Below are 15,837 nucleotides of genomic sequence, written 5' to 3' on the forward strand. Positions count from 1 at the left end.
CCACCTAGAATGGCCCTCCCTCTCCTTCCCGCTGTCACGATGTCTGTATTGCCCGACGTACTGCAGGTGCTGGACGAAGCCCTGGCCCTTGCCGGCCGCAGCGCAAACTTCGATGCCGATACGCCCTTGCTCGGCGCGCTGCCCGAACTCGACTCGATGGCCGTCGTGTCGCTGATCGCCGCGCTGGAGCAGCATTTCGGCGTGATGCTGCCCGACGACGAACTCGACGGCGGCGTGTTTGCGACGGTCGGATCGCTGGCAGCATTTGTCGACGACGTGCTGCAGCGCGACGCATGACATTGCGCGGTCCCGAGGCCTTCTTTCTGTCGGCCCTCCACGGCCAGCGCTATTGCCTGTTTCACACTGCGCACGGCGTGCCGCGCGGCCTCGTGCTGCATGTACACCCCTTTGCCGAGGAGCTGAACAAGACGCGTCGCATGGCGGCGCTGCAGGCACGCACTCTTGCAACTGCCGGGTTTGCCGTGCTGCAGATCGACCTGCTGGGCTGCGGCGACAGCGAGGGCGACTTCGTCGACGCCCGCTGGGACATCTGGATCGGGGACGTGCTTCAGGCCTGCCGCTGGCTCGCTGACGCTGACCCGCGGCACGCTGCGCTGCCCTTGTGGCTTTGGGGAGTGCGCGCCGGCAGCTTGCTCGCGGCGGATGTCGCCCGTGCCTTGGACCGCCCCTGCCATCTGCTGTTGTGGCAGCCGGCCTTCGCCGACGGCGCAGCGCAGTTGCAGCAATTCCTGCGCTTGCGGCTGGCAGCGGACATGCTGGCGGCCTCGGCCGCAGCGGGCCGACGCAATGGTGCAATGGAGGCCTTGCGTCAACAGCTCGCGCAGGGCGAGACACTGCAGATCGCAGGCTATGCGCTGCACCCGGCTCTGGCCGCTGGGCTTGAGGCAAGCCGGCTCATCCCTCCCCTCACCAACGGGAGCGGCCGCCGGCTGGTCTGGCTCGAGACGACGATGGCGGCCCAGCCCTCCCTGAGCCCTCTCGGCACAAGAATGCTGGAACGCTGGAAGCAGGCCGGCTGGCAGACGCACGGCGAGGCGGTGCAGGGTCCCGCGTTCTGGCAGTCCGCAGAGATGGAGGAAGCGCCCTTGCTGCTGAGGACGACGACCGCGGCGTTGTCGGCGGTGCCCACCCCATGACACCCACGGGCCCGTTTCGAGAATCGGCTCTGTCGTTCGGCTGTGCCGGCGAGACGCTGCAAGGCGTCCTCGCCACGCCGGCCGATACGCCTGTCCACGGCCTGGGTGTGCTCATCGTGGTCGGGGGGCCGCAGGTGCGCATTGGCAGCCACCGTCAGTTCGTGGCACTTGCACGCCGACTGGCGACGCAGGGCCATGCCACGCTGCGCTTCGACGTCCGCGGCATGGGCGACAGCACCGGCATGCCGCGCAGCTTCGAGGATCTGCACGACGACATCGCCGCTGGCATCGATGCCCTGCTGGCCACGCCTGGCGTCGATCGTGTCGTTCTATGGGGCCTGTGCGATGGCGCCTCGGCCTGCCTGCTGTATGTGGATGCGGCACGCGACGCCCGCATCGCGGGGCTGGCCTTGCTGAACCCGTGGGTCCGTTCGGAACAGAGTCTGGCGCAAACGCATGTCAAGCACTACTACCGCCAGCGCCTGCTGCAGCGCGCGTTCTGGAGCAAGCTGCTGCGCGGCGGCGTCGGCCTGCGGGCCATCCAGGATCTCTTGCGCAACCTGAGGCGCCAGCGCCGGCAGCCCAAGGCGACGCAGCGCAGCTTCCAACAGCGCATGGCCAGCGGATGGCAGGGCTTCGACGGCGGCCTGCTGGTCCTTCTGAGCGACACCGACTGGACCGCCCGCGAGTTCGGAGAGCAGTACCGCAACGACGAGGCGTGGTCCCAGGCGCGCGGACGCCATGGTGTCGTGTGGCGTCCTATCGAAGGGGCTGACCACACCTTGTCGGCAGCACCTGCCCGCATGGCAGCCGAGGAATCGACGCTCGCCTGGCTACGCGACCTGGGCTGACCGGCCGACCTTACCGCGGTACAGACGGTCGCAGGCTGCGCAACGCCTTGCCACCGAAATGCCGCGCCGCTGCCAGCAAGCCCCGCAGGCGCCTGGGGTGGAACGCAATCAGGCCGATGCGCTCACGCCGATGGCTCATCCAGTCCTTCTTGTACGCATCGTCGCCGGTTAAATAATCCACTTCACGGACGCGGTCCACGTCCATGACGTGCGCCATCAACGCTGCCGTCAACACCGACCCCGGCGAAAAACGCTCGAATCCCTCGACATAGGCCAGCTTGTAGATGTTGGCCTTGCCCGCATGGACCAGCCAGGCCTGGGCCGCGACGGGCTCGCCCTGCACGCGCAGCACACCGAGGCGCAGCCAGCCCTGTGCGGCCGCCAGGCGGATCAGCCCTGGCATGAACGCGGCGCAAGGCTCGGGGACCTTCCAACTGCGCTGGTACACGCTTTCGAAAGCGGCGATCTCCTCTTCCAGCTCCGGGCCGGCATCGGCCAGGATGCGCAGCACATGGCCTGCCCGCTGCAGCCGCCGGCGGCCGCGCTCGATGCTGTGGCGCAAGGGGGACGGCCGCTCGCGCAGGTAATCGGAAAAACAGGCATGCGCGACTGGCAGATACCAGTTGCCGAAGCAGAAGTAGCGATCGACCCGGTAACCCGCAGCACGCAAGGCCGTGGCCATCGAGTCCACCCAAGGCGCCTCGGCATCGAGCGGCTGAAGATCGACCACGGCGCCTGAAGGATGGCCGCGCAGGGCTTCGGCGAGCAATGACCAGGCCGCCAACGCTGCGCCCTCGCCGACCGGACCGAACACGCTGCTGTAGTAGTTGCTCAGGCCGCGCACACCGTTTTCCGTCAAGGTCAGCGCCAGCGCGCAGCGCGCGCCTTGCAAGCCGGACGCCATCCCGACAAACCAGCACCTAGGCGCTGCCTCGAAACCGTGCCGAGCCAGATGCTGCAGCCACTCGACGGTCTGGAATACCTCGGCCGCTGGCGCCTGCGCAGTGGGGGAAGGCATCAGGAAGCCGCGCATTTGCACGAAATCGACCAGGATCTCCAAGCGCGGCCCGCCTGTCGGCGGCACTCCCCGCCCCTCGTCGGCGGCCGGCTGCATCACCGGCGTCCGCACCGGCCGCAACTGTCAGGCGACATGTTGGCCCGCGGCAAACTCGTCCATCGTCGCAAGAATGCGCCGCCGGGCTTCGTGGTGGGCATGGTCCGGACTCAGCACCACCCCAGCCCTGTCACGGCAATCCGCCAGGCGCTCGAGCAACGGCCCCATGGCCTGGTCGGCATTGTTGTCCGGCAGCGGCGGAGTCCACTTCGACCCGTCCATGCCGACCCGCATGAGCTTCTTTTTCAGGTTGCTCTTGAAAACCTCCTCGCGACTGCGGAACTGCTCGACATCCCAGACCTCCGGCAATGTCTCCGGCTGGTAATCCAATGCCAGGGATTCCGCCCAATCCTGCCATTTGAAATCCAGGATGTGGGAATATGCCTTGACCGGAACCCAGGGTATCCGCAGCGCATCGGCAACGATGGCGGCATGCATGGCCTCTGCAATCACAAACTTGCTACGGCACATCTTGAACATGGTCTCGTGGATGTCATCTGCCGGATCGAGATAAACCAGGCCGAGCTTCTTGCATATCGCGCGCCAGTCGGCTCGCCAAATACTGTCGTGGTGAGGCATGTAGCAAATGGATGACGCCTGCCGCGGCCGCCGGTCAAGCAAATCGGCAACCAGAATTCCCGGATCTGTGATCGCCTTGTCGACCGGTAGATTCATGCGGGCCGCGGTTTTGGGGCCGCGCACAAACACAAAACTCCAATCCTCACTGACCGGCGCAGCGCCGTGGTATCCGGCCCCCGAGCCACAAACCCAGATCTTGCCATCACGGGGTGCTCGGTCATTGATCAGCGTTCCAATGCCGAGAAAATGGTCTGGCGCTTGATCGTCGAATATCCCAGGGTACAGGGAATACCAAATCCAGGGATTGAGGTCATCGCCAAAATTACCTCGCCCATCCCGGTAGTAAAACAGCTTCAGCAATTATTCCTCGCAAATGGTCAAAACGAACATCGACATGCAGCCGCAGCTGCGCATGCTATCCTCGCCCGGGCAAAGGGAAGAAAATGCAGTTCGGCGACTTGGCACTCAAGATTCTTGCACAGGAAAAATTGTCGGTCCTGCTGTTTCACGCGGTACCGAGCACGACCACTGAGCTGGTCAATGACCTGACGCTTGCGTCTTTTGAACGGGTGATCGACTACGTCAGCGAGCACTTCACCGTGGTGCCGCTGGACGAGGCCGCCGGGGCGTTGAAGACAGGACGTCTGCCCCGCAGGGCCGCCTGCATCACGTTCGACGATGGCTATGACAGCTGGCTGAGCGGCGCAGCGCCCCTGCTGCGCCAACGCAACCTGCACGCCACATTTTTCATCACAACAGGCCAATTCGACGACGAGCGCATGTGGCATGAGCGCGTTGCCCATGCATTGACCAACCACGCAGGCCCTGTACTCGATCTGCCCGGCTTCGGGTTGCCTCAGGTGCCGTTGGGGCAACTTTCGGAGAGGCGTCGGGCATTGAGCATGGTGGAGCAGTTGCTCAAGTACCAGCCGCTGGATGTGCGCGACAAGCTTCTGCACGCGCTGGAAGCCTCCGCCGGAACACGGCAAGACCAGCTTTGCCGCATGACCGTGGAACAGTTGCGCGATCTGCATGCGCAAGGCTTTGGCATAGGAGCGCACACGGTGCGCCATCCCATTCTCTCCCTCTGCGACGACGACGCCGCCATGCAAGAGATCGGCGGAGCGCGCGAAGTGCTGGAGCACCTTCTGCATGCACCGGTCAAGGCGTTTGCCTATCCCAACGGCCGTCCCGGCGTGGATTTCCGTGCTGAACACGTGCGCATGGTTCAGGCAGCCGGCTATACCCACGCAGTGACCACCGAGGGCGGGGCGGCCAATCGGCAGACGTCCGTTTTCGAGATTCCCAGGTTCACACCATGGGGGCCGTCGGACGTGCAGATGGGCGTCCAAATGGCGCGCAATCTGATGACCAAATCACGCCGCGTGTTGGTGGCGCCGGGCGGCATACCGGCTCAGGACGCAACAGTGGCGGGCGGGCGCGACACCCGGCCGCTGGTCGCGTTCGTGGAAAACGGGGCGGGATTCGGCGGCGCCGTGGTGGCACTGCAGACGCTGCTGAGCAACTCCAATGCAACCGGGTACCGCTACCACGTCGTGACCAACATGCCTGTTGGCGATTTCACGCAGACCGCCGAGCGGTCGGTGGTGATTCCGGACCGTGCTGTCGACTACCGCGCCATCGCTCGCCGCGTCCGGGCTCGCCTGGGTTCGGGCCCGCTTGCCAGGGGCGTGCTGTTCGCGCTAGGACGGGCCGACGACCTCACCAACCGGCTACCGTACTTCGTGCGGCTGGTGGCGCACCTGCTGAAGGTGCGGCCCGCGATCGTCCACGGCAACAACGATCCCAGTGCCAATCGCGAGGCCATGATGGCCGCCAGATTGCTGGGCATTCCCTACATCCAGCATGTGCGCGGGTCGGTGAACGACAGCCTGGCGCTGCCGATGATGCGCAACGGGCCGGCGACCTTCATTCCGGTGTCGAGGTGGCTGACAGGCGAATTGCTGCGCAGCGGCGTTCCCGCCGAGCGGATACGGCACATCTACGACGGGATCGATCTTCAGGAACGTCCGACGTCGGAGACGGCGTCGGACCTGCGCGCCGAACTCGGCCTTCCCGAGGACACCATTCTCATTGCGATGGTGGGCATGTTGGTGGCTTGGAAGGGGCAGGACCTGTTCCTCGACGCCCTGGCCGCCGTCAAGCCCTCCTCCACAACCCAACTCGTCGCACTGGTCGTCGGAGACACGCCGGAGCGGGGAGACGCCAGCTATGCGCGCGGGCTGCATGCGCAAGCAGACGAACTGGGACTAAGAGATCGGGTTCGGTTTCTGGGGCGCCGCAACGACCTGCAGTCCCTGTTGCCGCAAATTGACATCTGTGTATCGGCGTCGACTTCGCCCGAACCGCTTGGCCTGGTGATGCTGGAAGCGCTCGCGCACGGCTGCCTGTTCGTCGGGCCGGCCTTCGGCGCCGCCTGCGAGGTGACTGAGGACGGAACGACCGGTTTCCTCTTCACGCCCGGGTCTGCCGCTTCTCTGGCAGCCAAACTGGAGTTGGCCATCGAACGAGCGACCACACCGGACGCGGTGGCCCAACAAGATGGACGCGACTTGATCGATCGCCAGTTTTCGGGTGCACGCTGCGCACGCATCACTTCGTGGGTCCACCAGCATCTGCTCGACGCCCGGTAGGCGGGCGCCGTCGATGGCGCTACGGCGCCTGCAGGCGCTTGTCCGCTCCAGCCGGCTCTGACGCAACGCGCACCCCGGGGAGCGAGCGTCCCGACGCCGGGCGCAATTGCGCGAGCACGTACTGACGCAGCGCCTCCAGGAGGCAGACCACGACGTAGTACGTTTCGAAATAGGCCAGGCTCACACCAGCGCCGCCCACGGTAAAGGCAAAGCAGGACAGGGCCAGGGCGTCGGACATGTCCCGGGCCCACAGAAGGTCGCTCCTGTAGGCCGTCATCCGACGAATCTGCAACGCCGTGACAAAGGCATTGCCCATGATGGCCAGGAACAGCAACAGCCCCACAAACCCATGGTCTCCGAGAACCTCGAAATAGATGCTGTGCGCAGCACGCGCATGGGTCGACAGACTCGCCGATCCCAGTAGGCCCCCCAACAGCCCATCGGACGGTCGCACCCCAAACCAAAGTTCCCCGGACTGCATTGCATGGAAGCCCGTGCCGAAAACCGGGTTCTGCAATGCAAGCGCCGTGGCGACGTTCCAGGCCTCCACACGCCCCATGAATGACGCATCCTGGTCTGCGCTGCCAATGGTTTCGATCCGTTGGAACCACGACTCGGGACTGAGTACGAGCACCAGAGCCACGCCCAGCATCACGAACAAGGAAGCCATCCCTTTGCGCCGCGAGGTCAGCATCAGCATGAATGCCAGCAACGCCATGGCAAGAAAGGCGCCGCGCGACCTGGAACCGATGACCGCGAGCACGGTGGCCAGCAAGACCCCGAGAAACCCCCACCGTACCAGCCGGACTTTCGAGTACTGGTACAGATAAAGCAGGATGGGCAAGGCCATCACGAGGGCGACACCGAAATGGTTGTTGTCGCTCATCTTGGTGCCTGGCAAGCCGATGATCTTGTGGCCGCCCGCCGTGACCAGCGTTTTCAGGCCTTCGGCCAAGCCATGGAAGCCCAGACCCAGTGCGATCGCAATGAGCATCGCGTGCAGGCGCAGGCGCGAGTTCACGAATAAGAACATCACGAGGCAGTACGTGATCGACTTCAGCAGGTCCGTGTAGATCGAGAAATTGTTGCGCGCGCTGGCATCCGCCAGCACGGCGCTGACCGTGACGTGGGCCACGAACAGCAAGATCAGGACGGAAGTCCTGTTGAGCCGGAACGGACTCTTGTCGACGCTTTTGCCGACCACAAGCAGCAGCAAGGTGACCAGCGCAAAAAATAGGTTGTAGCGCAGCGACCCCATGAATCCCCACATGTAGTAGGGAACGGCGATCACCGAAGTCCAGCCCCAGACAAGGTAAGCCGCGAAGGCATTGGACAACGCGATGGGGACGATGATCATCATCATCCCCAGCATCATGAGGTCACGCATCGGGGGCGCCCTTCTGTGCTCGCAGACCGCGCTGGACGTCGTCCGTCTTGGCGTTCAGGTAGGACAGCACGCCCAGATCACGCGCCTGCGCGGGCTTTCGGTCCGCGCGGCGGACGGCCAGGATCAGGAGCACCAGGAAGATGACATCCAGCGTGAACAGCGCGGCTTCCATGTGGGTGCTCTGCGCCCCTCAGCGCCAGATCCCGCGCGTATCGATCACGATCTTGTCCTTGATCGCCTCCCTGTCGATCGCCTTGAACTCCTCGTGGTCGACCAGCAGCAACAGGATGTCGGCGTTCTTCATCACGTGCTTGAGGTCGTGCAGCGGAATGTCGGTCTTGTCAGCCGCGACATTGGGGTCGCAGGCCAGCACCTGGCCCACGTTCTCGGCGATCAGGTCGCGCACGATGTCCAGTGAGGGCGATTCGCGCAGATCGTCGATATTGGCCTTGAAGGTCAGGCCCAGGCAACCGATCACGGGCGACTTGAAGCGCTCGGCCTTGGCCTTGACGCGCTCGATGACCCAGTGCGGCTTGGCGTCGTTGACCTCGCGTGCGGTCTTGATCAGGCGCGACTGCACCGGCGCGCTGGACACGATGAACCACGGGTCGACCGCGATGCAGTGGCCACCCACACCGGGGCCCGGCTGCAGGATGTTCACACGTGGGTGGCGGTTGGCCAGCGCGATGGTTTCCCAGACGTTCACGCCCAGGTGGTCGCAGACCAGCGAGAGCTCGTTGGCGAAAGCGATGTTCACGTCACGGAACGAATTCTCGACGAGCTTGGACAGCTCGGCCGTGCGGCTGTCGGTCTCCAGGATCGCGCCGTTGCAGAAGGTCTTGTAGAGCTCACGCGCCTTGGCCACGGCCGCCTTGCTGGTGCCGCCGATGATGCGGTCGTTGTCGACCAGTTCGCGCAGGATGTGGCCGGGCAGCACGCGCTCGGGGCAGTGCGCGGCATGCACCTTGCCTTGGAGTTCGGGACGCGCCTCGACGATGGTTTTCTCGATGAACTCGGTCGTTCCTACCGGCGAGGTGGACTCGAGGATCACGAGGTTGCCTTCGCGCAGGAAAGGCGTGATGGCCTTGGTGGCGGCTTCCACGTACGACAGGTCCGGCGCCTTGGGGTTGCCGTTCTCTTCCTTGAACGGCGTGGGCACGGCGATGATGAAGGTGTCGCCCTCTTCCGGTGTCAGCGAGGCCTTGAGATTGCCGCTGTTGACGGCCGAGCGCACCAGCACGTCCAGGTCGGGCTCGATGATGTGGATGCGGCCGGAGTTGATGGTGTCCACGGCGGACTTGTTGACGTCTACGCCCAGCACGCTGTGGCCCTTGGTGGCCAGCATGGAGGCGGTGGGCAGGCCGATGTAGCCCAGGCCCATGACGATGATTTTCTGCAGTACGTGGGCCATCAGCGGCTCTCTTTCCAGGACAAAACAGCTTCAAGAATGCGGCCGACGGCCTGGCCGTCGCCGTAGGGATTGTGGGCCCGGGACATGCGCGTGTAGGCCTCGGCATCGTTCAAGAGGTGCAGGGTCTCGCGCACGATGGCCTCGCGCGAGGTGCCCACCAGCCGAACGGTGCCCGCCTGCACGGCCTCCGGCCGCTCGGTGATGTCGCGCATGACGAGGACCGGCTTGCCCAGCGAAGGCGCTTCCTCCTGCACGCCACCTGAGTCGGTGATGATCAAATAAGCGCGGTCCATCAGGTGCACGAAGGGCAGGTAGTCGACCGGCTCGATCAGGTGCACGTTGGACAGGCCGCGCGTGGCCAGGATCTCCTGCACCGGCTTGCGCACGTTGGGGTTCATGTGCACCGGGTAGAGAACCTCCACGTCCGGCTGGCCGGCAGCGATATCGGCCAGCGCGTGGCAGATGTTCTCGAAGCCTTCGCCAAAGTTCTCGCGGCGGTGGCCGGTCACCAGGATCAGCCGGCGCGAGGGGTCGAGGAAGCTGAAGCGCTCCTGCATCTGCTGCTTGAGGGCCGCGTCGGTGCGCAGCTTGTCCACCACGGTCAGCAATGCGTCCACCACCGTGTTGCCTGTCACGACGATGCTCGCGGGCGCCACGCCCTCGCGCAGCAGGTTGTCACGCGACATGGCGGTCGGGGCGAAGTGCAGGTCGGCCACCGCCCCCGTCACCTTGCGGTTGATCTCCTCCGGGAAGGGCGCGTACTTGTTGCCGGTGCGCAGGCCCGCTTCCACATGGCCGACCGCAGCACGCGCGTAGTAGGCGGCCAGGCTGGTCGCCAGCGTGGTGGTGGTGTCCCCGTGCACGAGCACGAGGTCGGGCTTCTCGGCCGCCAGCACGCTCTTGAGGCCCGCCAGGATGTTGCCCGTCACGTCGTACAGATCCTGGTTGGGCTTCATGACGTTCAGGTCGTGCTGCGGCACGATCTCGAACAGGCGCAGCACCTGGTCGAGCATCTCGCGGTGCTGGGCGGTCACGCAGACCACGGTCTGCAGCCGGTCGGCTGCCGCCTGGAAGCCCTTGACCACGGGTGCCATCTTGATGGCCTCCGGGCGGGTTCCGAACACGATCAAGACCTTCATCGACTCCCTTTCCGCGTCAGCCGCTCGAACGGCTCCCTGTAGTTGGCAACGCTGTTGCGCCAGTTGCGCACCTGCTCGACATGGCGGCGCCCGGCGGCCTTGAATGCGGGCCAGCGCTCGCGCTGTTGCAAGAGGTCCAGCACGGCCTCGGCCAATGCACCGGCATCGTCCGCCTTGAACAGCACGCCGGTGCGGTCATGCTCCACCAGCTCCTTGTGTCCGCCAACGTCGGACGCCACAAACAAGCGCCCCTGCGCCATGGCTTCCAGCGGCTTGAGCGGCGTCACCAGTTCGGTCAGGCGCATCGAATGTCGCGGATAGGCCAGCACGTCGATCAGGTCGTAGTAGCGGCTCACGTCCTTGTGCGGGACCCGGCCCGTGAAGAGGATGCGGTCCGCCAGCCCCAGCTGCGCGGCCTGGGCCCGCAGATTATCGTCCTGCGGCCCACCTCCGACGAGCAACATGCGCAGCGCGGGCTCCTTGTCGAGCAAGCGCGGCATGGCAGCGACCAGCAGGTCCAGCCCCTCGTAGGCATAGAACGAGCCGATGAAGCCGACCACCGGCGCGCCGGGCACCAGGCCCAGGCGCTGCTGCAGGGCCGCGTCCGGCGGGCTGGAGAGCTGGAACGATTCCACATCCACGGCGTTGGGCACCACGCCGACCTTGGCGCTGGGAATGCCGCGCGCCACGATGTCGGCGCGCAGGCCCTCGCAGATCGTGAAGACATGGTCGGCCTGGCGCACGGCGTGGGTCTCCAGCGCACGCGTGAGCCGGTAACGCAGGCTGCCCTCGCGCGTGGTGCCATGGTCGACGGACGCATCCTCCCAGAAGGCGCGGATCTCGTAGGTGACGGGAATTCCGCGCCGGCGCCCCACTTTGAGCGCCGGCAGCACGTTGAGCACCGGCGAATGAGCGTGGATCAGGTCGGGCTTGACCTCCTGCACCACCTGGTCGATGCGCGTCTCGAGCTGGCGCATCAGCGCCCATTCGCGCGCCACCGGGAAGCGGTCCAGCACGGACGGCTGCGGCGGGGTGCGGAAGAAGGAGAAGCCTTCGGATTCCTCCACGGCATGCACATCTCCCTCCTGCTTGGGCGAAGTCAGGTGGAAGGTTTCCCAGCCCAACGCGCGTTGCTCGCGCAGCAGCGCCGCCGAGCGGAAGGTGTAGCCGCTGTGCAGTGGCAGTGAGTGGTCGAAGATGTGCAGGATGCGCATGGAAGAAGCTCAGGCGGCAGCGCCCGAGAACAAGGTGTCGTAACGCTGCACCATGGCCGACAGCCCGTAGCGTGCCTGCGCCTGGCTGCGTGCCGCCTGCCCGTGGCGCCGTGCCCGGTCGGCATCGTCGGCATAGGCGGCCAGCGCCCGGGCCATGGCCGCGTCGTCCTCGGAGGGCACCAGGCTGCCAGTCGCGCCGTCGGTCACGACCTCGGGATTGCCGCCGACCGCGGTGGCGACGATGGGCAGGCCGCAGGCCATGGCCTCCTGCAGCGTGCACGAGGTGCCTTCGGTCAGCGAGGGCAGCACGAAGCAGTCGAGCATGCGCAGCACCTCGGGCACGTCGCTGCGCGCACCGGCCAGCCAGGCCAGTTCGCGCAGGCCGGCCCGGGTGAGGATGGCGTCGATCTCGGCCGCCAGCGGCCCGTCGCCGACGAACACCAGGCGGGCGCGGTCGGCCAGGTCCGGCCGCGCCTGCAGCAGTGCCACGAAGGCACGGGCCAGGGCCTGCTGGTTCTTCACGGTCTGCAGCCGGCCGACGGTGCCGATCAGCCAATGCTGGCCCGGCGTGAAGGGGCAGCCGGCCACCGCGGCCACCGGCGCCGCTGCCGGGGCGAAGCGGTCCGTATCCACGCCGTTGGCGATCAGCGAGCGGCGCCGCGCGGGCACGCCAATGGCGCGCGCCAGGTAATCGTCCAGGTCCTGCGACACGCTGACGTAGTGCGACACGAACGGCCGGTACGCGCGGCGCAAACGCCGGTAGCGCACGCTCTGCCCGTGCGGGTCGTGCGCGTCCCAGCCGTGCTCGGCATGCACGCGCAGCGGCACGCGCGCCAACCAGCCCAGCGGCACGATCTCCAGCGCCGCGAGGTTGCAGGTGTGCAGCACCTGGGGCCGGAGGCGGCGCAGAAGCGTGTGGATGCGCCGGTACAGCGGGATCGCATGGCCGACCGGCTTGTCCAACGCGATGAACTCCACGTCCGGCCGCTCCACGCGCTGGCGAAAGTCGTCGATGGTGGTCAGCGACACCACGGTGTGGCGGTAGCGCTCTGCGGGCAGGCGGTTGATCAACTGGACGATCACGTTCTCCAGCCCACCGATGCTGAAGCGGTAGACGAAATGCACGATGTGCAGCGGAGCGCGCTCAGCCGGCATGGGCAACCGCCTCTCGCGTGGCCAGGATCTGGCGGAACAGCTGCAACTGGCCCTGGGTGGTCGCGTCCCAGGAGAAGGTCTCGGCATGGCGGCGCGTGTCGGCGCGGTCGGGCAGCTGGGTGAACAGCCGGTTCCAGGCCGCGACCAGGCCGGCACCGCTGCGCTCGGGCATCAGCACGCCGGCGGCCGGCTGGCTCACAACCTCGGGCGTGCCCCAGATGTCGGTTGCGATCACGGGCGTGCCGCAGGCCATGGCCTCCAGCAACACGTTGGCCCAGCCTTCGCGGCTGGAGCACAGGGCCAAGGCGTCCGCGGCGCTGTACCACCACTTGAGTTCGGTCTGCGGCACCACGCCGGCGAAGTGCACGCGCTCGCGCACGCCCAGGCGCTCGGCCTGCCGCAGCAGCGCGGCGCGGTCGGGACCTTCGCCGGCCAGCACCAGGCGCACATCGGCCGGCAGCAACGGCAGGGCGTCGATGGCCAGGTACTGGCCCTTGCGTTCGATCAGGTGGCCGACGCACAGCAGCATGCGGCCCTCGACCGGCAGCTGCAGCCGCGCACGCGCGGCGGCGCGCGGTTCGGGCACGAAACGCTGCAGGTCCACGCCGTTGCGCAGGGTGTGCAGCTTGCTCGCGTCACCGCCGAGCTCCTGCAGACGGTCCATCAAAGCCTGGCAGACGCCGATGGAGGCGCTGGCCGCCCGCTCGGTCGACTGGATCAGGCGGCGCGGCACCGCGTAGTCGGGAATCAGGTTCAGGTCGGTGCCCCGCGCCGTGACTACAAAAGGCTTGCCCAGCCAGCGCGCCAGCAGGCTGGCCGCGACGCCATCGGGGTAGTAGTAGTGCGCGTCAATCAGGTCGAAGTCGAAGCCTTCGCGCTGCAGGCGGCGGATGGTCTTCAAGGCTCCCAGCGCCATGGCGAACGGCGCGCTGCTCATGCCCACGCGGGGCAGCAACAGATAGCGCGGATGGTGCACCTCGATGCCGTTGCGCACCTCGAACGATGGCGTGGCGGCAAACTTCGCGTACTCCCCGAAACGCTCGCCGCGCAGGGGAAACCAGGGCACCGGTGCCACCACACGGGCCTGCACCGCCCCGGTCTTGAGCAGTTCGCGCAAGCGCGTCTCGACAAAGATCCCATGGATCGGCCGCGCAGTGCTGGGAAACAGGCTGGAGAACAGCAGGATGCGCAACGGCGCGTGGTCCTTGCCTGCGGGTGCGAGGGGGCTCAAGCCGCAACCTCGCTGCTGGCCGCGGCAGCATCAGCCACCGGGCGCTGCTCCAGCTGGCGCAGAAAGGCCTCGAACATCAGCAGCGTCCACAGCGGTGCCGAGAAATCGCGCTGGCCACTCTGGTGCTGGCGCACCATGCTGCGCAGCTGGTCGGGATCGAAGTAGCCCGCATCCGCCATGCGCGGGCCCAGCAACGCCTCGCGCGTGCGCTCGGCCAGCGGGCCGCGCAGCCAGCTCGCCAGCGGCACCGAGAAGCCCATCTTGGGCCGGTACAGCACATCGGACGGCAGGCGCGGCTCGAACGCCTTCTTGAGCAGGTACTTGCCTTCCTGGCCCTGGACCTTGAGCGCGCTGGGCAGCGTGGCCAGCCACTCGATCAGTTGGTGGTCCATGAGCGGCTCGCGCACCTCCAGCGAATGCGCCATGCCGGCGCGGTCGACCTTGGTGTTGATGTCGCCGACCAACCAGGTCTTGTAGTCCAGGTACTGCACCAGGGCCAGCGGGTCATCGGTGCCAGCGCGTTCGGCGTGCGTGCGGAACATGTCCAGCGCGCTGTAGCCGCCCAACCGGCGCTTGAAGCTGGCCGAGTACAGCCGCTCGCGCTCGTCCGCGCGCAGCACCGACACGCTGTGCAAGTAGGCCTGGGCCGAGTCGAATGCCAGGGCCTGGAAGGTGGTCTTGGCGCGGAACACGCGCGGGGCCCAGTCGGCCTTGGGATAGAGCTGCCCCAATGCGCCGAACAGCGGCCGGCGCAGGCCCAGCGGCAGCGCGCGCCGGGCCTTTTCCTCGGCCAGGTGCAGGCGGTAGCGCCGGTAGCCACCAAAGCTCTCGTCACCGCCATCGCCGGACAGCGCCACCGTCACATGCTTGCGCGCCATCTGGCAGACGCGGTAGGTCGGCACGGCCGAACTGTCGGCGAAGGGCTCGTCGTAGAGCCAGGCCAGTGTGTCGATCAGGTCGAAGTCGTTGCTGCCGACGATGTCCAGGCTGTGGTCGGTCCGGTAGCGGTCGGCCACCATCTGGGCGAACTGCGATTCGTTGAAGCGCGGATCGTCGAAACCGATGGCGCAGGTCTTGATCCGGCTGCCATCCACCTGGGCCATCGAGGCCACCACAGCACTGGAATCCACGCCGCCGGACAGGAAGGCGCCCAGGGGCACGTCCGCCACGAGGCGCAGGCGCACCGATTCGTCGATGCGCTGCAGCAACTCGGCCTGTGCGTCCTGCAGGCTGATCGGATTGTCCAGCGAGAAGCGCACGTCCCAATAGGCTTGCGGCGCTGGAATGCGCGCCATGCCACGGCGCAGCAGCAGCTTGTGACCGGGCGGCAGCTTGAACGCCCCCTCGTAGATGCAACGCGGATCCGCCACATAGCCCAGCGCGAAGTACTCCTCGACGGCGAGCGGATCGATCTTGCGCGCGAACGCAGGATGGGCCGTGATGACCTTGAGCTCGGAGCCGAACACGAAGCTGCCGTCCGGCAGCAGCGCGTAGTGCATGGGCTTGACGCCCATGCGGTCGCGCGCGAGGAACAGCACCTGCTGGTTGCGGTCCCAGAGCCCGAACGCGAACATGCCGCGCAACCGGTGCAGGCAGTCCTCGCCCCAGGCCTCCCAGGCGTGCACGATGACCTCGGTGTCGCTGCGCGTCTTGAACACATGGCCCAGCGCCTTGAGCTCGGCGGTCAGCTCGCGGTAGTTGTAGATTTCGCCGTTGAACACGATGACGACCGAGCCGTCCTCGTTGAACTGCGGCTGGATGCCGGTCGCCAGGTCGATCACCGACAGCCGGCGGTGGCCCATGGCCAACCCCGGCTCCAGGTGCAGATCGGCCTCGTCCGGACCGCGGTGGGCCTGGATGTCGTTGATGGCCGACATCAGCGCAGGCGAGAACGCGCGTGCGCCGCGCAGGTCGAACAGGCCGGAGATTCCGCACATGCTGCTGC

14 protein-coding genes are annotated in these 15,837 nt (G+C 66.5%); 4 read left to right on the forward strand and 10 right to left on the reverse strand.

The window, feature by feature from the left end:
* The first annotated feature begins 39 nt into the window (after window positions 1-39).
* Genes ASF45_RS24970 through ASF45_RS24980 form a run of 3 tightly spaced genes read left to right on the forward strand, consistent with a single transcriptional unit; the run spans window position 40 to window position 2,008 of the window.
* Window positions 40-297: an acyl carrier protein gene (locus ASF45_RS24970; RefSeq protein WP_056669631.1), complete on the forward strand. Its 258-nt coding sequence runs from the start codon at window positions 40-42 to the stop codon at window positions 295-297.
* The gene (locus ASF45_RS24975) at window positions 294-1,157 is read left to right on the forward strand and encodes a hydrolase 2, exosortase A system-associated (protein ID WP_056669633.1); all 864 of its coding nucleotides are present in this window, start codon (window positions 294-296) and stop codon (window positions 1,155-1,157) included. The genes ASF45_RS24970 and ASF45_RS24975 overlap by 4 nt, the downstream gene beginning before the upstream one ends.
* Entirely contained in the window at window positions 1,154-2,008 is an 855-nt protein-coding gene (locus tag ASF45_RS24980) for a hydrolase 1, exosortase A system-associated (protein ID WP_056669636.1), read from the forward strand. Before ASF45_RS24975 ends, ASF45_RS24980 begins: the two co-directional genes overlap by 4 nt.
* A gap of 10 nt (window positions 2,009-2,018) precedes the next feature.
* Here ASF45_RS24980 and ASF45_RS24985 read toward each other — a convergent pair whose 3' ends face one another.
* Both ASF45_RS24985 and ASF45_RS35600 read right to left on the reverse strand, forming a co-directional pair.
* Window positions 2,019-3,068, reverse strand: a complete 1,050-nt coding sequence (locus ASF45_RS24985) for a GNAT family N-acetyltransferase (protein WP_235581027.1) — start codon at window positions 3,066-3,068, stop codon at window positions 2,019-2,021.
* 81 nt (window positions 3,069-3,149) lie between these two features.
* Entirely contained in the window at window positions 3,150-4,061 is a 912-nt protein-coding gene (locus ASF45_RS35600; protein WP_156473177.1) for a polysaccharide pyruvyl transferase family protein, read from the reverse strand.
* Between the two features lie 83 nt (window positions 4,062-4,144).
* Here ASF45_RS35600 and ASF45_RS34120 point away from each other — a divergent pair, with 83 nt between their 5' ends.
* Complete coding sequence (locus ASF45_RS34120) at window positions 4,145-6,355, forward strand: glycosyltransferase (protein WP_063887777.1); 2,211 nt, start codon at window positions 4,145-4,147, stop codon at window positions 6,353-6,355.
* Window positions 6,356-6,374: 19 nt separating this feature from the next.
* Here the strand turns inward: ASF45_RS34120 and ASF45_RS25000 are convergent, their stop codons facing one another.
* Genes ASF45_RS25000 through ASF45_RS25035 form a run of 8 tightly spaced genes read right to left on the reverse strand, consistent with a single transcriptional unit; the run spans window position 6,375 to window position 15,829 of the window.
* Window positions 6,375-7,742 carry a putative O-glycosylation ligase, exosortase A system-associated gene (locus ASF45_RS25000; protein ID WP_056669642.1) on the reverse strand — a complete coding sequence of 456 codons (1,368 nt, stop codon included), beginning with the start codon at window positions 7,740-7,742 and terminating at the stop codon, window positions 6,375-6,377.
* The gene (locus ASF45_RS25005; protein WP_056669645.1) at window positions 7,735-7,914 is read right to left on the reverse strand and encodes a hypothetical protein; all 180 of its coding nucleotides are present in this window, start codon (window positions 7,912-7,914) and stop codon (window positions 7,735-7,737) included. Before ASF45_RS25005 ends, ASF45_RS25000 begins: the two co-directional genes overlap by 8 nt.
* A gap of 18 nt (window positions 7,915-7,932) precedes the next feature.
* Entirely contained in the window at window positions 7,933-9,153 is a 1,221-nt protein-coding gene (gene wecC / locus ASF45_RS25010) for a UDP-N-acetyl-D-mannosamine dehydrogenase (protein ID WP_056669649.1), read from the reverse strand.
* The gene (wecB, locus tag ASF45_RS25015) at window positions 9,153-10,292 is read right to left on the reverse strand and encodes a non-hydrolyzing UDP-N-acetylglucosamine 2-epimerase (protein WP_156473178.1); all 1,140 of its coding nucleotides are present in this window, start codon (window positions 10,290-10,292) and stop codon (window positions 9,153-9,155) included. The genes wecC and wecB overlap by 1 nt, the downstream gene beginning before the upstream one ends.
* Window positions 10,289-11,506 (reverse strand): TIGR04063 family PEP-CTERM/XrtA system glycosyltransferase, encoded by a 1,218-nt coding sequence (locus tag ASF45_RS25020; RefSeq protein ID WP_056669652.1) that lies wholly within the window; start codon window positions 11,504-11,506, stop codon window positions 10,289-10,291. The genes wecB and ASF45_RS25020 overlap by 4 nt, the downstream gene beginning before the upstream one ends.
* 9 nt (window positions 11,507-11,515) lie before the next feature.
* The gene (locus tag ASF45_RS25025; RefSeq protein WP_056669655.1) at window positions 11,516-12,661 is read right to left on the reverse strand and encodes a TIGR03088 family PEP-CTERM/XrtA system glycosyltransferase; all 1,146 of its coding nucleotides are present in this window, start codon (window positions 12,659-12,661) and stop codon (window positions 11,516-11,518) included.
* Complete coding sequence (locus ASF45_RS25030; protein ID WP_056669658.1) at window positions 12,651-13,853, reverse strand: glycosyltransferase family 4 protein; 1,203 nt, start codon at window positions 13,851-13,853, stop codon at window positions 12,651-12,653. Before ASF45_RS25030 ends, ASF45_RS25025 begins: the two co-directional genes overlap by 11 nt.
* 35 nt (window positions 13,854-13,888) lie before the next feature.
* Window positions 13,889-15,829: an XrtA/PEP-CTERM system amidotransferase gene (locus tag ASF45_RS25035; protein WP_056669661.1), complete on the reverse strand. Its 1,941-nt coding sequence runs from the start codon at window positions 15,827-15,829 to the stop codon at window positions 13,889-13,891.
* Between the last annotated feature and the right edge of the window lie 8 nt (window positions 15,830-15,837).

It is taken from the genome of Pseudorhodoferax sp. Leaf265 (genome assembly GCF_001422365.1).
In the GTDB taxonomy this organism is placed as follows: domain Bacteria; phylum Pseudomonadota; class Gammaproteobacteria; order Burkholderiales; family Burkholderiaceae_C; genus Pseudorhodoferax.